The sequence below is a fragment of the Pseudoalteromonas sp. R3 genome (genome assembly GCF_004014715.1).
Lineage (GTDB): Bacteria > Pseudomonadota > Gammaproteobacteria > Enterobacterales > Alteromonadaceae > Pseudoalteromonas.
This window is the reverse complement of sequence record NZ_CP034835.1, coordinates 1750534-1767258: the sequence shown is the minus strand read 5'-3', so window position 1 is coordinate 1767258 and position 16725 is coordinate 1750534. Positions and strand designations below refer to the sequence as shown.

General features: G+C 46.9%; 16 protein-coding genes and 2 pseudogenes. 9 read left to right on the top strand and 9 right to left on the bottom strand.

All coding sequences use genetic code 11. The annotated features are described in order from the left end of the window. Positions 1–5 precede the first annotated feature (5 nt). Both trpB and trpA read left to right on the top strand, forming a co-directional pair. Positions 6–1190: a tryptophan synthase subunit beta gene (gene trpB, locus ELR70_RS12570; RefSeq protein WP_054013876.1), complete on the top strand. Its 1185-nt coding sequence runs from the start codon at positions 6–8 to the stop codon at positions 1188–1190. Next, on the top strand, positions 1187–1993 hold the full coding sequence (gene trpA / locus ELR70_RS12565) for a tryptophan synthase subunit alpha (RefSeq protein ID WP_054013877.1): 807 nt from the start codon (positions 1187–1189) through the stop codon (positions 1991–1993). Before trpB ends, trpA begins: the two co-directional genes overlap by 4 nt. Positions 1994–1997: 4 nt before the next feature. Here the strand turns inward: trpA and ELR70_RS12560 are convergent, their stop codons facing one another. Next, entirely contained in the window at positions 1998–2276 is a 279-nt protein-coding gene (locus ELR70_RS12560) for an HU family DNA-binding protein (protein ID WP_054013878.1), read from the bottom strand. 164 nt (positions 2277–2440) lie between these two features. Here ELR70_RS12560 and ELR70_RS12555 point away from each other — a divergent pair. Continuing rightward, positions 2441–3081 (top strand): annotated as a pseudogene (locus ELR70_RS12555) (CPBP family intramembrane glutamic endopeptidase). A gap of 55 nt (positions 3082–3136) precedes the next feature. Here ELR70_RS12555 and ELR70_RS12550 read toward each other — a convergent pair. Beyond that, positions 3137–4561: a sodium-dependent transporter gene (locus tag ELR70_RS12550; protein ID WP_054013880.1), complete on the bottom strand. Its 1425-nt coding sequence runs from the start codon at positions 4559–4561 to the stop codon at positions 3137–3139. A gap of 229 nt (positions 4562–4790) precedes the next feature. On the opposite strand from ELR70_RS12550, the gene ELR70_RS12545 reads away from it, so the two are divergent. From ELR70_RS12545 to ELR70_RS12525, 5 genes are all read left to right on the top strand, one after another. Next, positions 4791–5090: a YciI family protein gene (locus tag ELR70_RS12545; RefSeq protein ID WP_054013881.1), complete on the top strand. Its 300-nt coding sequence runs from the start codon at positions 4791–4793 to the stop codon at positions 5088–5090. An 81-nt stretch (positions 5091–5171) separates the two neighbouring features. Beyond that, positions 5172–5423: a PepSY domain-containing protein gene (locus tag ELR70_RS12540; RefSeq protein WP_054013882.1), complete on the top strand. Its 252-nt coding sequence runs from the start codon at positions 5172–5174 to the stop codon at positions 5421–5423. A 3-nt stretch (positions 5424–5426) separates the two neighbouring features. Continuing rightward, on the top strand, positions 5427–6101 hold the full coding sequence (locus ELR70_RS12535; protein WP_054013883.1) for a response regulator transcription factor: 675 nt from the start codon (positions 5427–5429) through the stop codon (positions 6099–6101). Beyond that, complete coding sequence (locus ELR70_RS12530) at positions 6095–7432, top strand: ATP-binding protein (protein ID WP_054013884.1); 1338 nt, start codon at positions 6095–6097, stop codon at positions 7430–7432. The genes ELR70_RS12535 and ELR70_RS12530 overlap by 7 nt, the downstream gene beginning before the upstream one ends. After that, complete coding sequence (locus ELR70_RS12525; protein ID WP_054013885.1) at positions 7416–7841, top strand: hypothetical protein; 426 nt, start codon at positions 7416–7418, stop codon at positions 7839–7841. The genes ELR70_RS12530 and ELR70_RS12525 overlap by 17 nt, the downstream gene beginning before the upstream one ends. Positions 7842–7950: 109 nt before the next feature. On the opposite strand, the gene ELR70_RS12520 is transcribed toward ELR70_RS12525, so the two are convergent. Beyond that, positions 7951–8985 (bottom strand): AI-2E family transporter, encoded by a 1035-nt coding sequence (locus ELR70_RS12520; RefSeq protein WP_054013886.1) that lies wholly within the window; start codon positions 8983–8985, stop codon positions 7951–7953. A 201-nt stretch (positions 8986–9186) separates the two neighbouring features. Between ELR70_RS12520 and ELR70_RS12515 the strand changes: the two genes are divergently transcribed. After that, on the top strand, positions 9187–10083 hold the full coding sequence (locus ELR70_RS12515) for a TIGR01777 family oxidoreductase (protein WP_054013887.1): 897 nt from the start codon (positions 9187–9189) through the stop codon (positions 10081–10083). Positions 10084–10203: 120 nt separating this feature from the next. Here the strand turns inward: ELR70_RS12515 and ELR70_RS12510 are convergent, their stop codons facing one another. From ELR70_RS12510 to ELR70_RS12490, 6 genes and pseudogenes are all read right to left on the bottom strand, one after another. Further along, entirely contained in the window at positions 10204–12330 is a 2127-nt protein-coding gene (locus ELR70_RS12510) for a DUF349 domain-containing protein (RefSeq protein WP_241566379.1), read from the bottom strand. Positions 12331–12431: 101 nt separating this feature from the next. Continuing rightward, a complete protein-coding gene (locus ELR70_RS25410) occupies positions 12432–12887 on the bottom strand; it encodes a hypothetical protein (protein ID WP_241566378.1) in 456 nt (151 codons plus the stop codon). Then, positions 12877–13158 (bottom strand): DUF1315 family protein, encoded by a 282-nt coding sequence (locus ELR70_RS12505; RefSeq protein WP_054013889.1) that lies wholly within the window; start codon positions 13156–13158, stop codon positions 12877–12879. Before ELR70_RS12505 ends, ELR70_RS25410 begins: the two co-directional genes overlap by 11 nt. Positions 13159–13160: 2 nt before the next feature. Beyond that, complete coding sequence (locus tag ELR70_RS12500; protein ID WP_054013890.1) at positions 13161–13487, bottom strand: hypothetical protein; 327 nt, start codon at positions 13485–13487, stop codon at positions 13161–13163. A gap of 202 nt (positions 13488–13689) precedes the next feature. Then, positions 13690–15419 (bottom strand): annotated as a pseudogene (locus ELR70_RS12495) (AGCS family amino acid carrier protein). A gap of 66 nt (positions 15420–15485) precedes the next feature. Next, positions 15486–16613 carry a M14-type cytosolic carboxypeptidase gene (locus ELR70_RS12490; RefSeq protein ID WP_054013892.1) on the bottom strand — a complete coding sequence of 376 codons (1128 nt, stop codon included), beginning with the start codon at positions 16611–16613 and terminating at the stop codon, positions 15486–15488. Between the last annotated feature and the right edge of the window lie 112 nt (positions 16614–16725).

Below are 16725 nucleotides of genomic sequence, written 5' to 3'. Positions count from 1 at the left end.
TGGAAATGATTAATACAGGCTATTACGGCGACTTTGGCGGCATGTTTGTCCCAGAATTGCTGGTTCCTGCGCTCAAACAACTTGAGCAGGAATTTAACAAAGCACAAAACGATCCGGCTTTTCAGCAAGAGTTCTATCAGCTGCTGAATGAATTTGCAGGTCGTCCGACTCCACTCACGCTGACCAGAAACCTGGTTAAAAACCCGAAAGTGAAACTTTACCTCAAGCGTGAAGATCTATTGCATGGTGGTGCCCACAAAACTAACCAGGTACTCGGTCAGGCGCTGCTCACCAAACGTATGGGTAAGTCGGAAGTTATCGCAGAAACCGGCGCCGGACAACATGGTGTTGCAACAGCACTGGCCTGTGCGCTGCTGGGACTGAAATGTCGCGTTTACATGGGCGCAAAAGACGTTGAACGTCAGCAACCGAATGTATTCCGTATGCGCCTGATGGGTGCCGAAGTCATTCCGGTTACTGCGGGGTCCGGTACGCTTAAAGATGCTGTAAATGAAGCGATGCGTGACTGGTCTGCCAATTATAAAACGGCCCACTACCTGCTCGGTACGGCAGCAGGTCCCCACCCTTTCCCAACGCTGGTGCGTGAGTTCCAGAAAATGATTGGTGAAGAAGCCAAGCAACAGGTCCTTGAGGCAGAAGGTAAACTGCCGGATGTAGTAATGGCCTGTGTGGGCGGGGGCTCAAATGCCATTGGTATGTTCGCCGACTTTATTGACGAGGCAGATGTTAAATTGATTGGTGTCGAACCTGCAGGTAAGGGTCTGGATACCGAAGAGCATGGTGCTGCACTGTGTAAAGGCACCAAAGGCATTTTGCATGGTGCTTACACCTACATTATGCAAAATCCGGATGGTCAGATTGAGGAGTCTTACTCTGTATCGGCAGGTCTGGACTACCCAGCGGTGGGTCCTCAACATGCCTACCTGCATGAAACCGGCCGCGCGCAATACGTTGCCGTTACCGATGATGAGGCGCTGGCTGCCTTCCAGTCATTGGCTAAACACGAAGGGATTATTCCGGCACTGGAGTCAAGCCATGCTCTGGCTTATGCCCTGAAATATGCAGAAGCACAGGAGCAGGACACTGTGATTGTGGTGAATCTAAGTGGCCGGGGCGACAAAGACTTAGCCCATGTCCATCAGGTATTAGAAGCGCGAGGTGAGCTATGAGCCGTTATAATGACATGTTTGTGCAGCTAAAAGACAAACAGCAAGGTGCCTTTGTGCCGTTTGTGACTATTGGCGACCCCGACAAGGAAACCAGCCTGGCAATCATCAAAAGTCTGATTGAAGGCGGCGCAGACGCTTTGGAATTAGGGATCCCATTTTCTGATCCTATTGCCGATGGCCCAGTGATCCAGGCCGCGAACATCCGTGCACTGGAGCAAAACATCAACACAGAGGATTGTTTTGAGGTGATCAGTGCCATCAGAGCGCAATATCCTCATATTCCAATCGGATTGTTACTCTACTCAAACCTGATTTTTGCACGAGGGCTGGAGAGCTTTTACCAGCAAGCCAAAGCTGCGGGTGTCGATTCAGTGCTGGTTGCTGATGTGCCACTGCATGAATCCAAACTGTTCCGCAGAGCTGCTGTAAATGCCGGTATTGAACCGATTTTCATTGCAACACCTAATGCCAGTGACGATACACTGCGTGAGTGCGCCAGTTATGGCAGAGGCTATACCTACTTGCTCTCTCGTGCTGGGGTTACAGGTACAGAAAGTCAGGTACAGATGCCCACAGATGAGATTATTACTAAGCTTACTGAATACCACGCAGCGCCGGCTCTGCTTGGTTTTGGGATCTCTACCCCGGAGCAGGTCAAAGCCGCGTTGGACTCTGGTGCCGCAGGTGCCATCTCAGGTTCAGCCGTGGTCAAAATCATTGAGCAGCACCTGGATGATAAACCAACCATGTATCAGGCGCTAAGTACGTTTGTGCGCGACATGAAAGCCGCGACCCAGCGTTAAACTGCTATTTGTCAGCCAGGGCATCCTTTAATGCTTTGGCTGGCTTAAACAGCACTTTGTTTTGCCCTTCAATCATGATTTCCTCACCGGTTCTTGGGTTCCTGCCCGGTTTAGCCGGATGATAACTTAAAGTAAAAGTTCCCATTCCGTTGAGCTGGACTTGATCTCCTTCGGACAGACGTTTAGTGATAAGCTTTAACAGGCTTCCCAGTGCCGCCTGAGTGTCTTTCTTAGTCAATTCGCTATGTGCCGCCATGGCCGCAACCAGTTCACTTTTATTCATCATGCAATCCGTCTTTATACAACAAAGCGAGGCAGGCTAAGGACTTCTGTCACAAATGTCAATCTTGAGCTGATTAAACGAAGTTTTCCTTACCCTGCGATACCCGAGTTGAACAGCCTTGACTATAGTTAGGCTAACGCTTTCAGACATACCCAGAGGTCACATTGAACGCAAACCAATATCGCTGGTGCGAACTATTCCTGGTGTTTTTTCTGCTACCCGTTATTGCCTATGCATTTCGCCATCAACTTGCCAATTGGTTATTTCCGGCACTTATTATACTCACGGCTGTGTGTACATATTTGTTGCTAACCGACCCTCATTTTAAACGTTTTCGCCTCACCAGCCTCGGAACCTTCTCGACGGTCAAACGGCGGTTGTTTTCAACATTTTTTATCGGCGCTTTGTTCTCGGCCATGTTCTATGGCTTAGTTAACCAGGAAGCTGGTTTGATATGCCACTCAACTCTACCGACGACTGGTTGATACTTCTGATAGCTTATCCAATTTTATCGGTGTTACCCCAGGAGCTCGTGTTTAGAAGTTACTTTTTCCACCGTTACAAACGCATTTTGCCTCAGAAAACCACCCGGGTTGTACTCAGCGCTGCCGTCTTCGCCCTGGCCCATTGTGTCTATGATAATTGGGTTGCAATAGCGTTGTCTTTTGCAGGTGGATTACTGTTTGCATATACCTATGCACACAGTCGCTCTCTGGCAGTATGTGTGCTTGAGCACAGCCTGTGGGGCCTGTGGGTGTTTACACTGGGGTTGGGTCATTACCTAGATTCTGGCGTAACGTTTTAGAACTCCCCGGCGCCGCGGTTATGCTGACGCCCGAGAGCAAGTGTCGTGTTGGTGATCAGAAACCAAACAGACTGAAAGAGAAGAACTTAGTGGTCACTGTGTTGACAAAAATCAGCAACAGGATAACCGGAATAAAGGTGGACAGAGAAAAGTTCACGTACTTTTCCATTAAACTCCCCTTATAGTTAGGTGATCCCTGTGCCAGTTCTTCAGACAGATTGTGTTTTTTCCAGCGATACATAACGAATAAACACACCAGCAAACCGTTGAATGGCAAAATGGTTTCGTAGAATACGTCAGAGATCAGTGCAAACATACTCTGACTGGCCCCACCATAATTAACAAAATCAGTCAGCCACCCCACCATACCAAAAGACATAGTACACAACACTGTCAAACCACCGGTAGTCAATGCCAGCAGGCCCAATGCTTTCTTACGACTGATGTCTTTCTCTTCCATCAGCGCAGCAGTCGGTACTTCAATGATAGAAACGAGTGAGGTAATGGCAGCAAAGAAGACTAACAGGAAAAATACCGCAGCTACGGCAGAGGCTCCGAAGTAACCGATGTCAGATTGTAATGCCAGTAGCAGCTTTGGTAGATAGACAAAAATCATTGAAACTGATGAATCGCTCAACTGCGCGGGATCAGTATCCGGGTTGAAACTAAAGATGGCTGGTAACACCATCAGACCCGCAATAAATGCAACCAGAGAGTCGGTGATCGCAACCATTTTGGAGCTGCCAACAATGTCATCTTTTTTGGAGATATACGACGCGTAAGTGATGAGGATACCCATCCCCAGCGACAGTGAAAAGAATGACTGAGATAAGGCACCATTGAGCACGCTGGCATTCATTTTGGAAAAGTCAGGGACTAGGTAGTAACGCACCCCTTCCATCGCATTATCCAGCGTTAATACGTACATCACCAGTCCCAGCAGTAGAACAAAAAGGGCTGGCATCATAAACTTAGCTGCTTTTTCAATCCCTTCTTTTACACCACCTATCAGTATCAGGTTAACAATAATACCAACAAATACCATGTAGATGAACATAGAGTACTGGTTCACAAATGCATCAAAATGACCCGGATTTGCCAACAGGTCAAGATTACCCATTACCGTCTGGACCAGGTAACCGAAAATCCATACCGTGATCACCATATAGAACACCGCGATCATAAACGGCGTTAATACTGCAATCGCCCCCGCAAGAGACCACTTTTTATCACCTTGTGTCAGTGATTTGTATGAACCGTAAGGGTCTTTTTGTGCCTTTCGACCCATCGCCATCTCTGCCATCATCACAGGCAAACAAATAAAGATAACAAACAGGGCATAAGTTAGCAGAAAAGCACCGCCCCCATTTTTTGTTGCAGACACGGGAAACCCAACCAGGTTACCAATCCCTACTGCGGAACCTGCTGCGGCAAGAATAAATCCTAGCCGCGAGCTGAAGTGCTCACGATTTGCGCTCACAAGAAAAACCTTATTATTATTTTATAAGAATAGTCGAAGGACTCTACCAGCCATCCGCACGGAATTTCAAGTATAAACGTCTAATCCGTCGCGCTGAAGCGTAAACCTGGCGGCTTTACACCTGCCAGATAGCTTATTGCTCAACGCTACACACGCGTCCGGAGCATTTACACAAAGGGGAGATTCGGTCTATGATAGGCCCAAATTACACAATAATTCTTTGCATCTTATGCTTTACATGATCTACTCAACTGACGTTGAGAACTCTTTACAGAAGCGTCTGGCTGCGCGCCCTGCGCACTTGGCAAGACTGGACGAGCTTGCACAGCAACAGCGTTTATTCGCCGCAGGCCCTTTGCCTGCCATCGACAGCCCAGATCCAGGTGAAGCCGGGTTTACCGGATCACTGGTCATCGCCGAGTTTGAGTCTCTGGCACAAGCCAAAGCCTGGGCAGCAGAAGACCCTTACATCGCAGCTGGCGTCTATGCTAACAGCGTGGTTAAGCCATACAAGAAAGTACTGCCTTAACAAGTTCAGCATGGGTTAAGTCGATCACTCTTAGCCTGTGCCACAATGATGTTAAGCAACCCTAACCGTGGAGCTTATTAAATGCAGTTGCCAAGATGTTTTGCTACAGTGCTACTCTGTTGTTTACTGGGATCACACTCTGCGCAGGCCACCGAGAAGCAAGACACAATAAGCAAAAAACAAGCTGTAAAACTTGCAACCGACCAGTATTCGGGCAAAACCCTCAAAATCTCCAAACAAGGAGACTACTACATTGTGCGGATCTTACGCGATGATGGTCGGATCATAGATTTAAAAGTTCACCAGGTTACGGGCGAAGTGAAGAAGGACTAAACAATGCGAATTCTTGTAATAGAAGATGATATACAACTGGCTGAGAACCTGCGTACCGCGCTGGAGAAAGAAAAATACAGTGTGGACCTATGCCACGACGGAGAAAACGGTCTTTTTCACTTAACTGAATATCCGCTTGATCTGGCAGTGGTTGATTTGGGTTTACCTAAGCTCGATGGCATTGAACTCATTCGACAGGCACGAGCAAAAGACATTAAGTTACCCATTTTAATTTTAACCGCTCGGGATCGCTGGCAGGAAAAAGTCGAGGGGCTGGATGCCGGCGCTGATGACTATCTTACTAAGCCGTTCCATACAGAGGAATTGATAGCTCGCTGTAACGCCTTGATCCGCAGAAGTGCCGGACAAGCTAACCCTGAGATTTGCATTGGCCCCGTCAAGATCCACACTCGCTCTCAGCAAGTTTGGGTAGAAGACCGCGAGCTCACCCTGACAGCGTATGAGTATAAGGTGCTTGAGTACCTTATGGTCAACCCTCACAAGGTTATCTCTAAATCTGAACTGACTGAACATATTTACGATCAGGATTTTGATCTGGACTCGAATGTGATCGAGGTCTTCGTACTCAGGCTCCGAAAGAAACTGGACCCGGACGGCACACTGAACCCAGTTGAAACCCTCAGAGGGCGAGGCTATAGGTTTAAAAACCAGTGGTAAATCGCGCTCAAATCTCTTTAAAAATAAGGCAAGGATTTATCCTTGTCTTTGTTTTAATCGTTGCCCTTCCCGCGCTATTTTTTTCGATAGGCCGTGCCTACTATGCCACTTTAGTAGACGCCACAGAAAAAACACTGGAAGCCCACCTCTACTCCCTGATCTCCGAAGTTGATTTTGTGACAATGGAGATGCCAAATAGCATTTTGGCACCTGAGCTGAACCGTCTTAATTCAGACACTTATGCACTTATTTATCAGCAAAACGCGCTGGTGTGGCACTCCGAATCAGCAATGAATTTAACCGTAACGCCGGACATATCGCAAAGTAAAGCAGGGGCTGCTGAATTCGAACGGGTTGAATACAACCAGGAACTTTATTGGCAACTGAGCATGACCGTCATTCTCGGTAATGCCAGCCACTCACAGCAAGCTAAGTTTATACTGTTAAAGAAAAACTCAGCTTTGGTCGCACAAATGGCACAGTTTCGTAATACCCTGGTCAACTGGATGCTGGTGATGGGCGTGATGATAGCCGCACTAATGGCATTTGGTTTTATCTGGAGTGCTCGCCCACTGCAAAGACTAGACAGGGAGATCAAAGCAATTGAAGCGGGTGAAATAGATAAAATCAGTGGCCTCTACCCAGTTGAGTTGAATACCATTAAGGCGGATCTCAATTTACTACTGGACTCGCAAAGACGCCAAAAAGAACGTTACCGAGCCTCGCTGAGCGACCTGGCACATGCGCTTAAGACCCCGTTGGCCGTGCTAAAATCTAGCCCGATGGCGGAAAATGATGAGGCGCAGGAACAGCTTGACCGCATCAATGCCATGATTGAACACCAGTTAAAACGGGCCGCATCTGGCGCCTCCGATACCTGGAAAAAGCAAACTCAGGTAGAGCCTGTGGTTAATTCCATTCTAAACGCCATGACTAAGGTTTACCATGATAAGCACATCAACTTTAGTTCTGAGTGCCCGCCAGAGGCGGCTTTTTTGGGTGATAAGACCGATCTAATGGAAATTTTAGGTAATTTGATCGACAATGCCTGTAAAGCCTGTAATTCACAGGTCGATATAGAAGTGAAATATAATCAAAGCAAAGGCGTACGCTTCATCATTAGCGACGATGGTCCCGGAATACCTGAACAAAACAGAAAGACCCTGTTACAACGTGGGACACGACTCGACACCTACGAAAGTGGCCATGGTGTGGGGATGGCCATTGTGTCTGACCTCGTCTCTTCCTACCATGGAAGCATAGACATTGATTACAGCCAGCTGGGCGGTGCTCAGTTTACAATAGAATTTAGTTATGAACAGAACCAATAAAACACTGTGCTTTTTTACCCTGTTAACGCTCAGCGTGTCTGCTCAGGCAGCCAGATTAACCCTGCAACAGTGCGACCACCTCAATTCAGATCACCCTGAAAAAGCCAAACGTTACCTGATGTGCCTGGATGGTAATATTGAGCTGCTTGAGCGTGAAAGAAAAACCTGGATAACGAAATTGGTCATGGACACCGAAAACCTACAAAAAGAGACCGGTAACTCTCAGCTGCTGCCGATCATTCAGCGTAGCTTTATAAACCAGGAGAGGTATATGGAAGATGCCTGCCGCTGGCGCTACCTGAAACAGATGCCCAATGCAACCATGGCAGCCAAAGTCTATAAACGCTGTAAGATTGAGTTTATTAAACAGCATACACATGAACTACAGGCCGATTTTCTGCTCCAGTAGACCATACCCTGGCGTACAAATTTCTATCGGCCTGTCACGTCTGATGGTAACCGACGCATACTAACTTTAAAGATGCTTTCAAGTTGATTGAAGCGCCAGATAGCCTTAGCTATCTGGCATTATGTTGCTCTTCACCACCTAACATAGTCGCCAGCCAGCGACCGTCCTCACTGTTCTCCAGCGCAATTTTAACAACCATGGTAAGTGGCACAGACAGTAACATGCCTACCGTACCAAGTAGCCATCCCCAGAAAATCAAAGACAGGAACACAACCAAAGTGCTGAGCCCCAGCCCTCTGCCCATAAAACGAGGCTCGATAATATTACCCATAATGGTGTTAATACTGATATAGCCGGCAGCAACGATGGCACTAATCATAGGACTGTGAGTAACAAGTGCTAACAATACCGGAGGGACCGCGGCGATAATTGAACCGATATTGGGAATGTAATTAAGCAAAAATGCAAAGACACCCCATAAGATAAAGTAATCAATATCAAGCACCCACAAAAAACCCGCAGCAAGCACACCCGTTGCCAGTGATACCAAGGTCTTAATTGCCAGATAGCTGTTAATGGAATCCAGAAACCGGTCAATTTGCTTCATTTTCATGTCCGGATCATCCAGCGCCAGGTGAACTTTAGTGCTGATCATCGGTGCTTCAAAGAGCATAAATACTACCGTCAGGAGGATCAGGAAAATATTTGCCATGACGCCGCCAAAGCCAGTTAGCATATTGGTCGCTACATCTATCATTTTGCCCGGGTCGAACAGCGCAATAAGTTGTTGCTTATCCACTAAGATATTGTACTGAGCCGCCATATCGACAAACCAGATAAATTTACTTCTCAGCGCTTCACGATATTGCGGCAGCTGGCTGGAAAAATCATTGAGCGACTGGCCAACCAGGCCTGTCAGACTCATGCCCATCAGCATGACCAGCATAATAATCAGCACGATTGCCAGCCCCTTAGGGATCCGGTAATTTGCGAAAAACTTCAAAAGCGGATTGCAAATAATGGCAATAAAGGCTGCCAAAACAAAAGGGACGACAATTTCGTTGGCCAGTTTTATTCCGGCTAAAACAATGAACAATGACGCAATAACGACTAAGCTTTTAGTGATCCCAGACAATGAAGACACGACTTTTCCTTACATTAACTGTGCTAAACCGGTAATTAATACCGGTATATGACCCGGAAACAAAGTATGTGCCCGATAATATCCAGGCACCCGGAGCTTCATTGTAACGGAATTTAGCATCAAAGCACGCACAACTAATAAATTGATCGACAATACACTGCACTGAGTATAAGAGACTAAATTATTAAAAATGGGTTATACATGAATGTATTAATTACCGGTGCCACCGGTCTGATAGGATCAGAACTTTGCAAGTTCCTAGTCAACAAACACAAAATAATCGTCTTAACACGCAATGTCTCTGGGGCCAGGCGCAAGCTGGACAGCAAGATTGAACCCATTGATAGCCTAGATCAGGTTAATTTTAATGAGCTGGATGTCGTGATAAACCTGGCGGGAGAACCAATAGCAGAGAAACGCTGGACGGACAAACAAAAAGCCAGAATTGTTGACAGTCGAGTTCGATTAACGCGTGAACTCAGTGCTCGGATCCGGGACTGCGAAACCCCACCACACACCTTTATATCAGGTAGTGCCATAGGTTATTACGGCAGACAGCCCGCAACTGTCAAAGTAGGTGAAGATTTCGACGAGCCCTATCAGGAGTTTAGTCATCAGCTGTGTAAGGAGTGGGAAGAGCAGGCTCATCATGCTGAAAGTGAAAATACACGCGTCTGTATTGTCAGAACAGGCATAGTATTGTCAAAACAGGGTGGCGCTCTAAAGAAAATGTTGCCTGCATTTAAATTCGGAATGGGTGGTCCAATGGCCAGTGGAACACAGATGATGTCCTGGATCCACATCGATGACATGGTGCAGTTAATCTTATTCTTGCTCAAGCATCAGGAACTGTCCGGTGTATTTAATGCCACTGCACCTGCACCTGTATCGAACAAAGAGTTTGCTGAACGCCTGGCGCTGACACTGAGGCGACCTGCCATGTTTACAATGCCCGAATTCGTGCTTAAGGCCATGTTTGGGGAAATGTCTGAGCTACTTATTTACGGCCAGCGCGTGCTGCCACGACGCGCACTCAAGGCTAACTATCGTTTTCGCTATCCAACCCTTGAAGAAGCGTTACAACAACTTTTACATTAATACGCATTTCATACCAATTACACTAAATACCTGTTCAATTTGACGGAGCAACTTGGAATAATTTTGCGTATTACAGACAATAAAAAAGCGCCTTACGGCGCCTTTTTCGTATTAGCCCTGTTATGCTGTCAGGACCTTAATTAGCCTTTCCCGTTCAACATCATGAGTATCATTCACAACCTGTGACAGGTAACAATTCAGGTAATATTCCAGTGACTGGGCGCCGCCCTGTAACTTGGCTTCCAGTAGTGCTACCTGCTCTGCCATCCTCGCTTGTTGCAAATTAGCAGGCGAGTCGTTGTTCGTCATCACTTCAAGTCGCAGTAATAACTGCTCGGCAGATAACCCTGAATCATTACCACTCAGCCAGCTGCAAGGCGGAGTATCACCGGCACGAATAGCCTCAACCAGTTCGTTGAATTTTTCACGGCTCTGCGCTGAGAAAAGTTCATTCAACTTTGCCTCTGTCTGTTCTAGCAACTGTTGTTTGGTTTTTCTCAGCGATGCAAGCACCTCAGTGCTGTGCACGGCTTCTTTGACTGACAATAGCTCTGACTGAGTTTTAGCATCGATCATTTGGCTATCTAATTCAGCCAGTAACTGGCGCTGCTGTGCTTCCTGCGCCTGAGCCTGTTCGCGTTCGGCGTTTTTCTGCTCCTGGCGCTTGCTAAATACCGCATCGTTGTGCTTTCTGAATTCCTGCCACAATGTGTGTTCCTGCTTAGTGCCGGCAAAGCCAATTTCTTGCCAGCGCTTTTGCAGAGCTTTCAACGTATCGCAGGCCTGGCCAACATCTTCAAGCTCCAGCTGTTCTTGTGCCTCTGCTACCAACTTTTGCTTCAGTTGTGCATTTGCCTGATGACGGGCTTTTAATTGCTCATTGACCTGAGTATAAGCATCACGATAACGCTTATTAAGTGCCTGGTAGGTTGCCGCATCCAGACTGCCTGCTCCACGCCATTGCTTGTTGACCCGGTTAAACACACTTTCGACCTGACGCCAGTCTGCTTCAGGTTGTTGCATCACAGGAATAAGCGCAGCCATTTGTCCGACGAGTTCTTCACGCTGTTCTATCACCTTTTTGCGTAGTTCGTCTTGCTCAGCAAAATAAGCGCGACACGGAGCGAACAACAACTCAATTTTCTCATCAAATTGTGCAGCCTGTGCTTTTTCTTCATCGCTTTCAACACGTCCCAGTTCGTTCCAGCGCACTCGTAGCAATTTAACCTGTGCTGCGCGGGCTTTAGGATCGACTTCCTGCTCGGTCAGCATCTCGTCAAGCTGTTGCAATAACTCGGTGCGCTTAGGTTGTGATGCATATTTTTGCCAGTCTTTAAGTTCCTGCAGCGCCTCGCTCAAGGTTGTGAACTGTTTTGCAAGTTGCTGTTTAAACCCTTCACTCAACTGCTCATAGCTTTCTATAAAGCCATTAAACACGCCAAACGCAACATTAAAACGACCCTGGTCAAGCAATCGTTGTACATCTCGTGCTTTTTTGCGCGCTTCTTTGAGGTGCTTTTCCTGCACATCAACCAGAGGTTTCATCGTCTGGTTAAATTGAGTGCTGATTTCTTTAAGTTGCTCTGAAGCTTGTTTTTTCAAAGCCGCGGGTAACTGGCGAAGCTGTGATTGAGCATGCTGATAAGCCTGTTTTTGAGCTGCTAACACAGTATCAAGCTGTGCCAGTTCTTCGCTTGGCGCTACATCTTTAAGTGCATTCAGAGCCTTGTCGAACTGCTCTTTTGCGCTCACAAGCTCAGGTAAACTCTCCAGCTGTCTGGCACTATCGTGTACCTTATCAAGCAGTGCTTTTAATGCAGGCTCCGCATGGTAAGCGGACGCTTCGATGTCATTTTTCAGTTGATTAAGCTGTGCTTGCAGCGAGCTTTGAGCGGTTAAGTCCAGGGCTGAGACAGTATCAGAAAGGGCCTGCTCAAGCGCTACAAATCCGGTTTCAAACGCATTTATTGCTTTCGCTTTCGCCTCGGCCTGTTCAGCTTGTTGCTGAGCCTGTTCGAACGCATGCTGTAAGGTCTCACGATGTTTATTTAGCTTTGCCGAAATAGATTCAAACTTTTCCTGGTTAGCCTGTTGCACTTCTTCGCTCAGCCACTGGACTTCAAGCGCCTGCCATTGAGCTGTCAATGCATCGGCCTGACTGGCAACCAGTTGATAATCCGGTTTGTCACGTAGTGCATTAAGTTTGGCCAAAACCAGCTTAGCCGCCTGAGTCACCTGCTCTGGCATAATCTGGCTCAGGCGTTGCTGCTCCAGCGTTTGCTCAAGCGAAGTACGTGCCTCGCCAGAGGCAGCTTTGAGTACAGCCTTTTCCAGCTGATACTGAGCGATCAGGGGAGTAACTGTACTTGTAGTGGCTCGCCCCCCTCTTTAAATGCTTTTTCAATCAGCTTTGCATTAGCAAGGCGCTTGAGTAGTTTTGCTTTTTGTTCGTTGGCAATATCACTAAAGGCAACTTTTTCCAATGTTTTTGCCGGTGCATAACGGTCAATATACTCGTCACGGATCTCCTGACTCAGGGAATTAGAACCCGACAACACGGCCTGAGAAATGTGCTGCTCTGCCAGCTCTTTCAATTCCTGGTCGTGCTTATACACCTTCCACCACAAACTCAGGTCATTCATTTTATCCAGGACCTTTTTCCTGAGCTGACTCGAGTCGTCTTCCAGCGCGAGTGTTTGTAACACGTCAGCGTCTTTGCTTGTGTCCAGTTTGTCCACTGCGGCTAATCGCACCTGTGTTTTTGGGTGCTTCCATTTAGGGGTAAAAAGGTTTTTAAAGATCATTTTCGCTAAACCTGGCTATTTCATTTTCTGCTTTAAATTCTTGTTGCAATTCACGCTTGGATTTCTGAACCATCTCGCCTTGTTCATTGATGGTGAACTGTTCTGTGCTTTTGGCTACCTTTGCCTGATATAACATGACCAGCTGAACGGTTTGTTCTTTTTGCGCATCACTGAGCTCGGTACCATCTGGCCAGCGCCCGGTAGCGGCGCCATACTGAAGTCGCTCATAAAGTTCCGGCGTTATATTTTTAACTAAACTGTCTATATTCATGTTCACTTTTTCTTTTTCAGTACAACTAAAATCACTCGGTTTACCAAATACCAAACCAGGCCCACACCAATTGCGCCCTTAGCTGCCAACATTTCCCACGTCCCTTCTACAGGCTGCTGCCAGTATAGGTATAGGAACCCACCGAGAAATAAGATCAGCGCCAGAAATGAATAATTCATAATAGTTTGCTGCTTCTTAATTCGTCTGCGAACCGTTTCTCTGTGCAGAGATTCCTCATCCATATTCGCAAGATCAAACTGACAATGTGGGCAGGTTTTGTGCATAGAAGAAATGGGCTTGTTACAACTGGGGCATTGGGCAATTGCCATACTCGAGTGACTCCTAACGAAAAACTAGCATTTACACGCCGGTCACCTTTAGAGTGCTAATACCTGTGTGCTTAGTATTGCGCTGACAAAGCGAAAAGCGGCTGTCAAATCAAGCAATAATAAGCCTCTGCGGTACCACTGCTTCATAAAGAGTAAGACCAAAAAATAAGGCGCCATGTGGCGCCCTATTCTACTTGGTTTATTAAGGTTTGTCTTTTTGGAAATGCATTGAATTGTCTTTTTGTACCTCAGTATTTCCTTCAGACTGACTCTGCTCTTTTTCGAACTTGTCCCAATACTCATCAACAGAGTCTTTCATTTCTTTACGCAGCAACATGATCCCGAACAAGTTTGGTAGCGTCATCACAACAATACCTACCGCAGCCAGCTTCCAGATTAAGGTTGTATCTGCAAACGATGCCCAGAAAAATCCTGCCACGTAGAACACACGATAAGGCATTACCGAACGTGAGCCCAACAGATAGGTCATAGCTCGGTCGCCATAATATGACCAGGCAATTGCCGTAGAAAATGCAAATAACAGCAGACCAATAGAAACTATATATTGGCCATTTTCCCCAAAGAAGCCTCGCGTAAATGCCTTGGTTGTCAGCTCAGCAGAGTGAACCAGTGACTTACCTTTAATGCTAATACTGGTATCAACCAGCATGCCCTTGTCGACTTCAACAGTTCCGGTATAACGGTGTTTCGCCGTGATACCAAAACGAATATCTTCACCAATTGAGCGCGAGTGAATGACAGTAAAGTCTTTATTGACCGCGACGCCTTCGACAACGCGGATGTTACCGCTGTAAGCCTCAACACTATGACCATCAATACCATTGAGGTATTTGTATAGCTCTTCACGGTCACTGTCGTTTGATTCAACATAGTTGCCGTGCACTATGGTCATTGATGAACGCTCAAAGGTCGTTTCGAATTTTTCAGTCCATACACCGGAGGACAAGATCACCAAACCGGTCAGCGTACAAATCACTATGGTATCAATGAAAGGCTCCAGGATAGACACCATACCTTCTGATACAGGCTCATCAGCTTTGGCTGACGCGTGTGCAATGGGTGCTGAACCCTGACCTGCTTCGTTGGAGAACAGGCCTCGGTTTACACCACGGTTAAAGGCATAAGCAAAGGAGGCACCCAGGAAGCCGCCTACCGCAGCTGAGCCACTGAATGCATTCATAAATACTGCAGCAAAAGACGGGATAATATTCTCAGCGTTATACAGAATAACGGCCAATGCGCCGATGATATAAACCGCCGCCATTAAAGGCACGACCCGCGAGGTGATCGCTGCAATGCGCTTGATACCACCAAGGATAACCAGAGCAAGTAAAATAGACAGTACGGCACCGGTAACCATAGGCTCAATATTAAAGGTTGCTTCCATACCCTGAGCGATGTTGTTGATCTGTGGTAAGCTACCTGTTCCGAACGAGCTGATCACGGTTGCAATTGCAAACAATACCGCCAGCCACTTCATGTTAAGACGACGGTCCATATAGTACATGGGACCACCAGCCATAGTGCCGTCTTCTGCTTTAGTACGGTACTTGTGAGATAAGGTAACCTCAACAAACTTGGTCGTCATACCAAAAAATGCGGTCATCCACATCCAGAATAAAGCTGCCGGGCCACCAATTGAAATTGCCAGTGCAACACCACCGATGTTACCAGTACCTACTGTGCCTGACAGAGCTGTTGACAGGGCCTGGAAATGGGTTGTGTCACCTTCATGGCTTTTTTTATCGTATTTACCGGTGACAATTTTGCAGGCATGCTTGAAATACCGGATCTGTGGGAACTTTAAATACAGGGTAAAAAACAGACCCACTCCAAGTAGTACATAGGGGAACCACCAGGAGCCCCCAACAAGGCATCCAGACTATCCAGAAAACTTCCTAACGCGTCCACGACTCTTCCTCTTCTTCGTTGTTATTATATGCAACAGGCAACCTAAAAGGTTGCCTGTGATGATGATTATCTCAGATTATCGACCACGTTAACGATGGCTGCTAACGTATCCTGTCCAAACTGATATGAACGGCGATCAGACCAGCCATAATGTGGATCAGGTAAATTTGCATTGTCCTTGAATGGCATCTCAATGGTATATGCCAGGGCTTTAAAGGCTTCGCCCACAGCACAAGATGCAACAGTCAGATTAGCCTGACCCGGCTCGTCTTTTGGATAGCCGAACTCATCCTGAAATTCCGGTGTGATTGTCAACAGAGCCTGCTTGAATTGCTCTTCCAATGAAGCCAGGCGGGCATCATAACTTGGGATCCCTTCACTACCTGCAACAAAGTTGTATGGCAGCGCTTCATCACCGTGAATATCCAGATACAAATCCAAGCCAGTTTCATGCATTTTGTTCAGCACATGATAAACTTCCGGCGAGTTTTCAAGCGACGGCGTTTGCCACTCACGATTAAGGTTCACCCCTTTGGCATTGGTGCGCAGGTGGCCCCGAACACTACCATCTGGGTTCATGTTTGGTACGATATAAAATACCGCTTTTGACAACAGAGCTGCAGCATGGGGATCTTCATCGTCCAGCAACTTGTGCAGCAGGCCTTCTACAAACCACTCTGCCATCGTCTCACCTGGGTGTTGGCGTGCGGTGATCCAGATCTTTTTCTTTTCATCACCTGGTTCGCCGACACACAGCAGACTGATATCACGTCCATCTAAAGTTTCACCCAGTGTTTCAACACGACACGCATCATGGCTCTGTGCCCAATACACCAGATCCAAATGACGCTCATAACTATATGGGGCAAAGTAAGCGAAATAAGTGTGATGACACTCAGGTTCAAAGTCTATCACCAACTGACCATCCTGATAGGTGCTCGGTACCCGGAACCAAGTTTGTCTGTCATAAGAGGCCACCGCCTGATAATCATCCCACCCTTCAGGATAAGCTGAGTTTTGCAGATTGTTGATGTGTAGCTTGTGTTCAACAAATGGCGTCGATTCAAGACGGAAGTGGAACCATTGGAAAAACTCGGAATCGTTATCGTGGTTAATCTCCAGCTGAATATCTAGTGGAGCCTCAGCAGAAATTACTTTGATATTTCCGCTGTCAAAATTACTGGTGATCTTCATCATATACCCTAAATAAAAAAACCATCTCATTGCGCCAGATGTTATGAGTAAAGCGCCGGAAGGCACGTCACACAGTCAAGGTATTTTGTTTTAACCTTGATGATTTTTGTTA

Excerpts from the sequence above, each read along its gene's own strand:
- trpB (WP_054013876.1), top strand. The coding sequence starts at position 6 with ATGATTAATACAGGCTATTACGGCGACTTTGGCGGCATGTTTGTCCCA.
- trpA (WP_054013877.1), top strand. The coding sequence starts at position 1,187 with ATGAGCCGTTATAATGACATGTTTGTGCAGCTAAAAGACAAACAGCAA.
- ELR70_RS12560 (WP_054013878.1), bottom strand. The coding sequence starts at position 2,276 with ATGAATAAAAGTGAACTGGTTGCGGCCATGGCGGCACATAGCGAATTG.
- ELR70_RS12545 (WP_054013881.1), top strand. The coding sequence starts at position 4,791 with ATGCTTTACATGATCTACTCAACTGACGTTGAGAACTCTTTACAGAAG.
- ELR70_RS12540 (WP_054013882.1), top strand. The coding sequence starts at position 5,172 with ATGCAGTTGCCAAGATGTTTTGCTACAGTGCTACTCTGTTGTTTACTG.
- ELR70_RS12535 (WP_054013883.1), top strand. The coding sequence starts at position 5,427 with ATGCGAATTCTTGTAATAGAAGATGATATACAACTGGCTGAGAACCTG.
- ELR70_RS12525 (WP_054013885.1), top strand. The coding sequence starts at position 7,416 with ATGAACAGAACCAATAAAACACTGTGCTTTTTTACCCTGTTAACGCTC.
- ELR70_RS12515 (WP_054013887.1), top strand. The coding sequence starts at position 9,187 with ATGAATGTATTAATTACCGGTGCCACCGGTCTGATAGGATCAGAACTT.
- ELR70_RS12510 (WP_241566379.1), bottom strand. The coding sequence starts at position 12,330 with ATGCCAGAGCAGGTGACTCAGGCGGCTAAGCTGGTTTTGGCCAAACTT.
- ELR70_RS25410 (WP_241566378.1), bottom strand. The coding sequence starts at position 12,887 with ATGATCTTTAAAAACCTTTTTACCCCTAAATGGAAGCACCCAAAAACA.
- ELR70_RS12505 (WP_054013889.1), bottom strand. The coding sequence starts at position 13,158 with ATGAATATAGACAGTTTAGTTAAAAATATAACGCCGGAACTTTATGAG.
- ELR70_RS12500 (WP_054013890.1), bottom strand. The coding sequence starts at position 13,487 with ATGGCAATTGCCCAATGCCCCAGTTGTAACAAGCCCATTTCTTCTATG.
- ELR70_RS12490 (WP_054013892.1), bottom strand. The coding sequence starts at position 16,613 with ATGAAGATCACCAGTAATTTTGACAGCGGAAATATCAAAGTAATTTCT.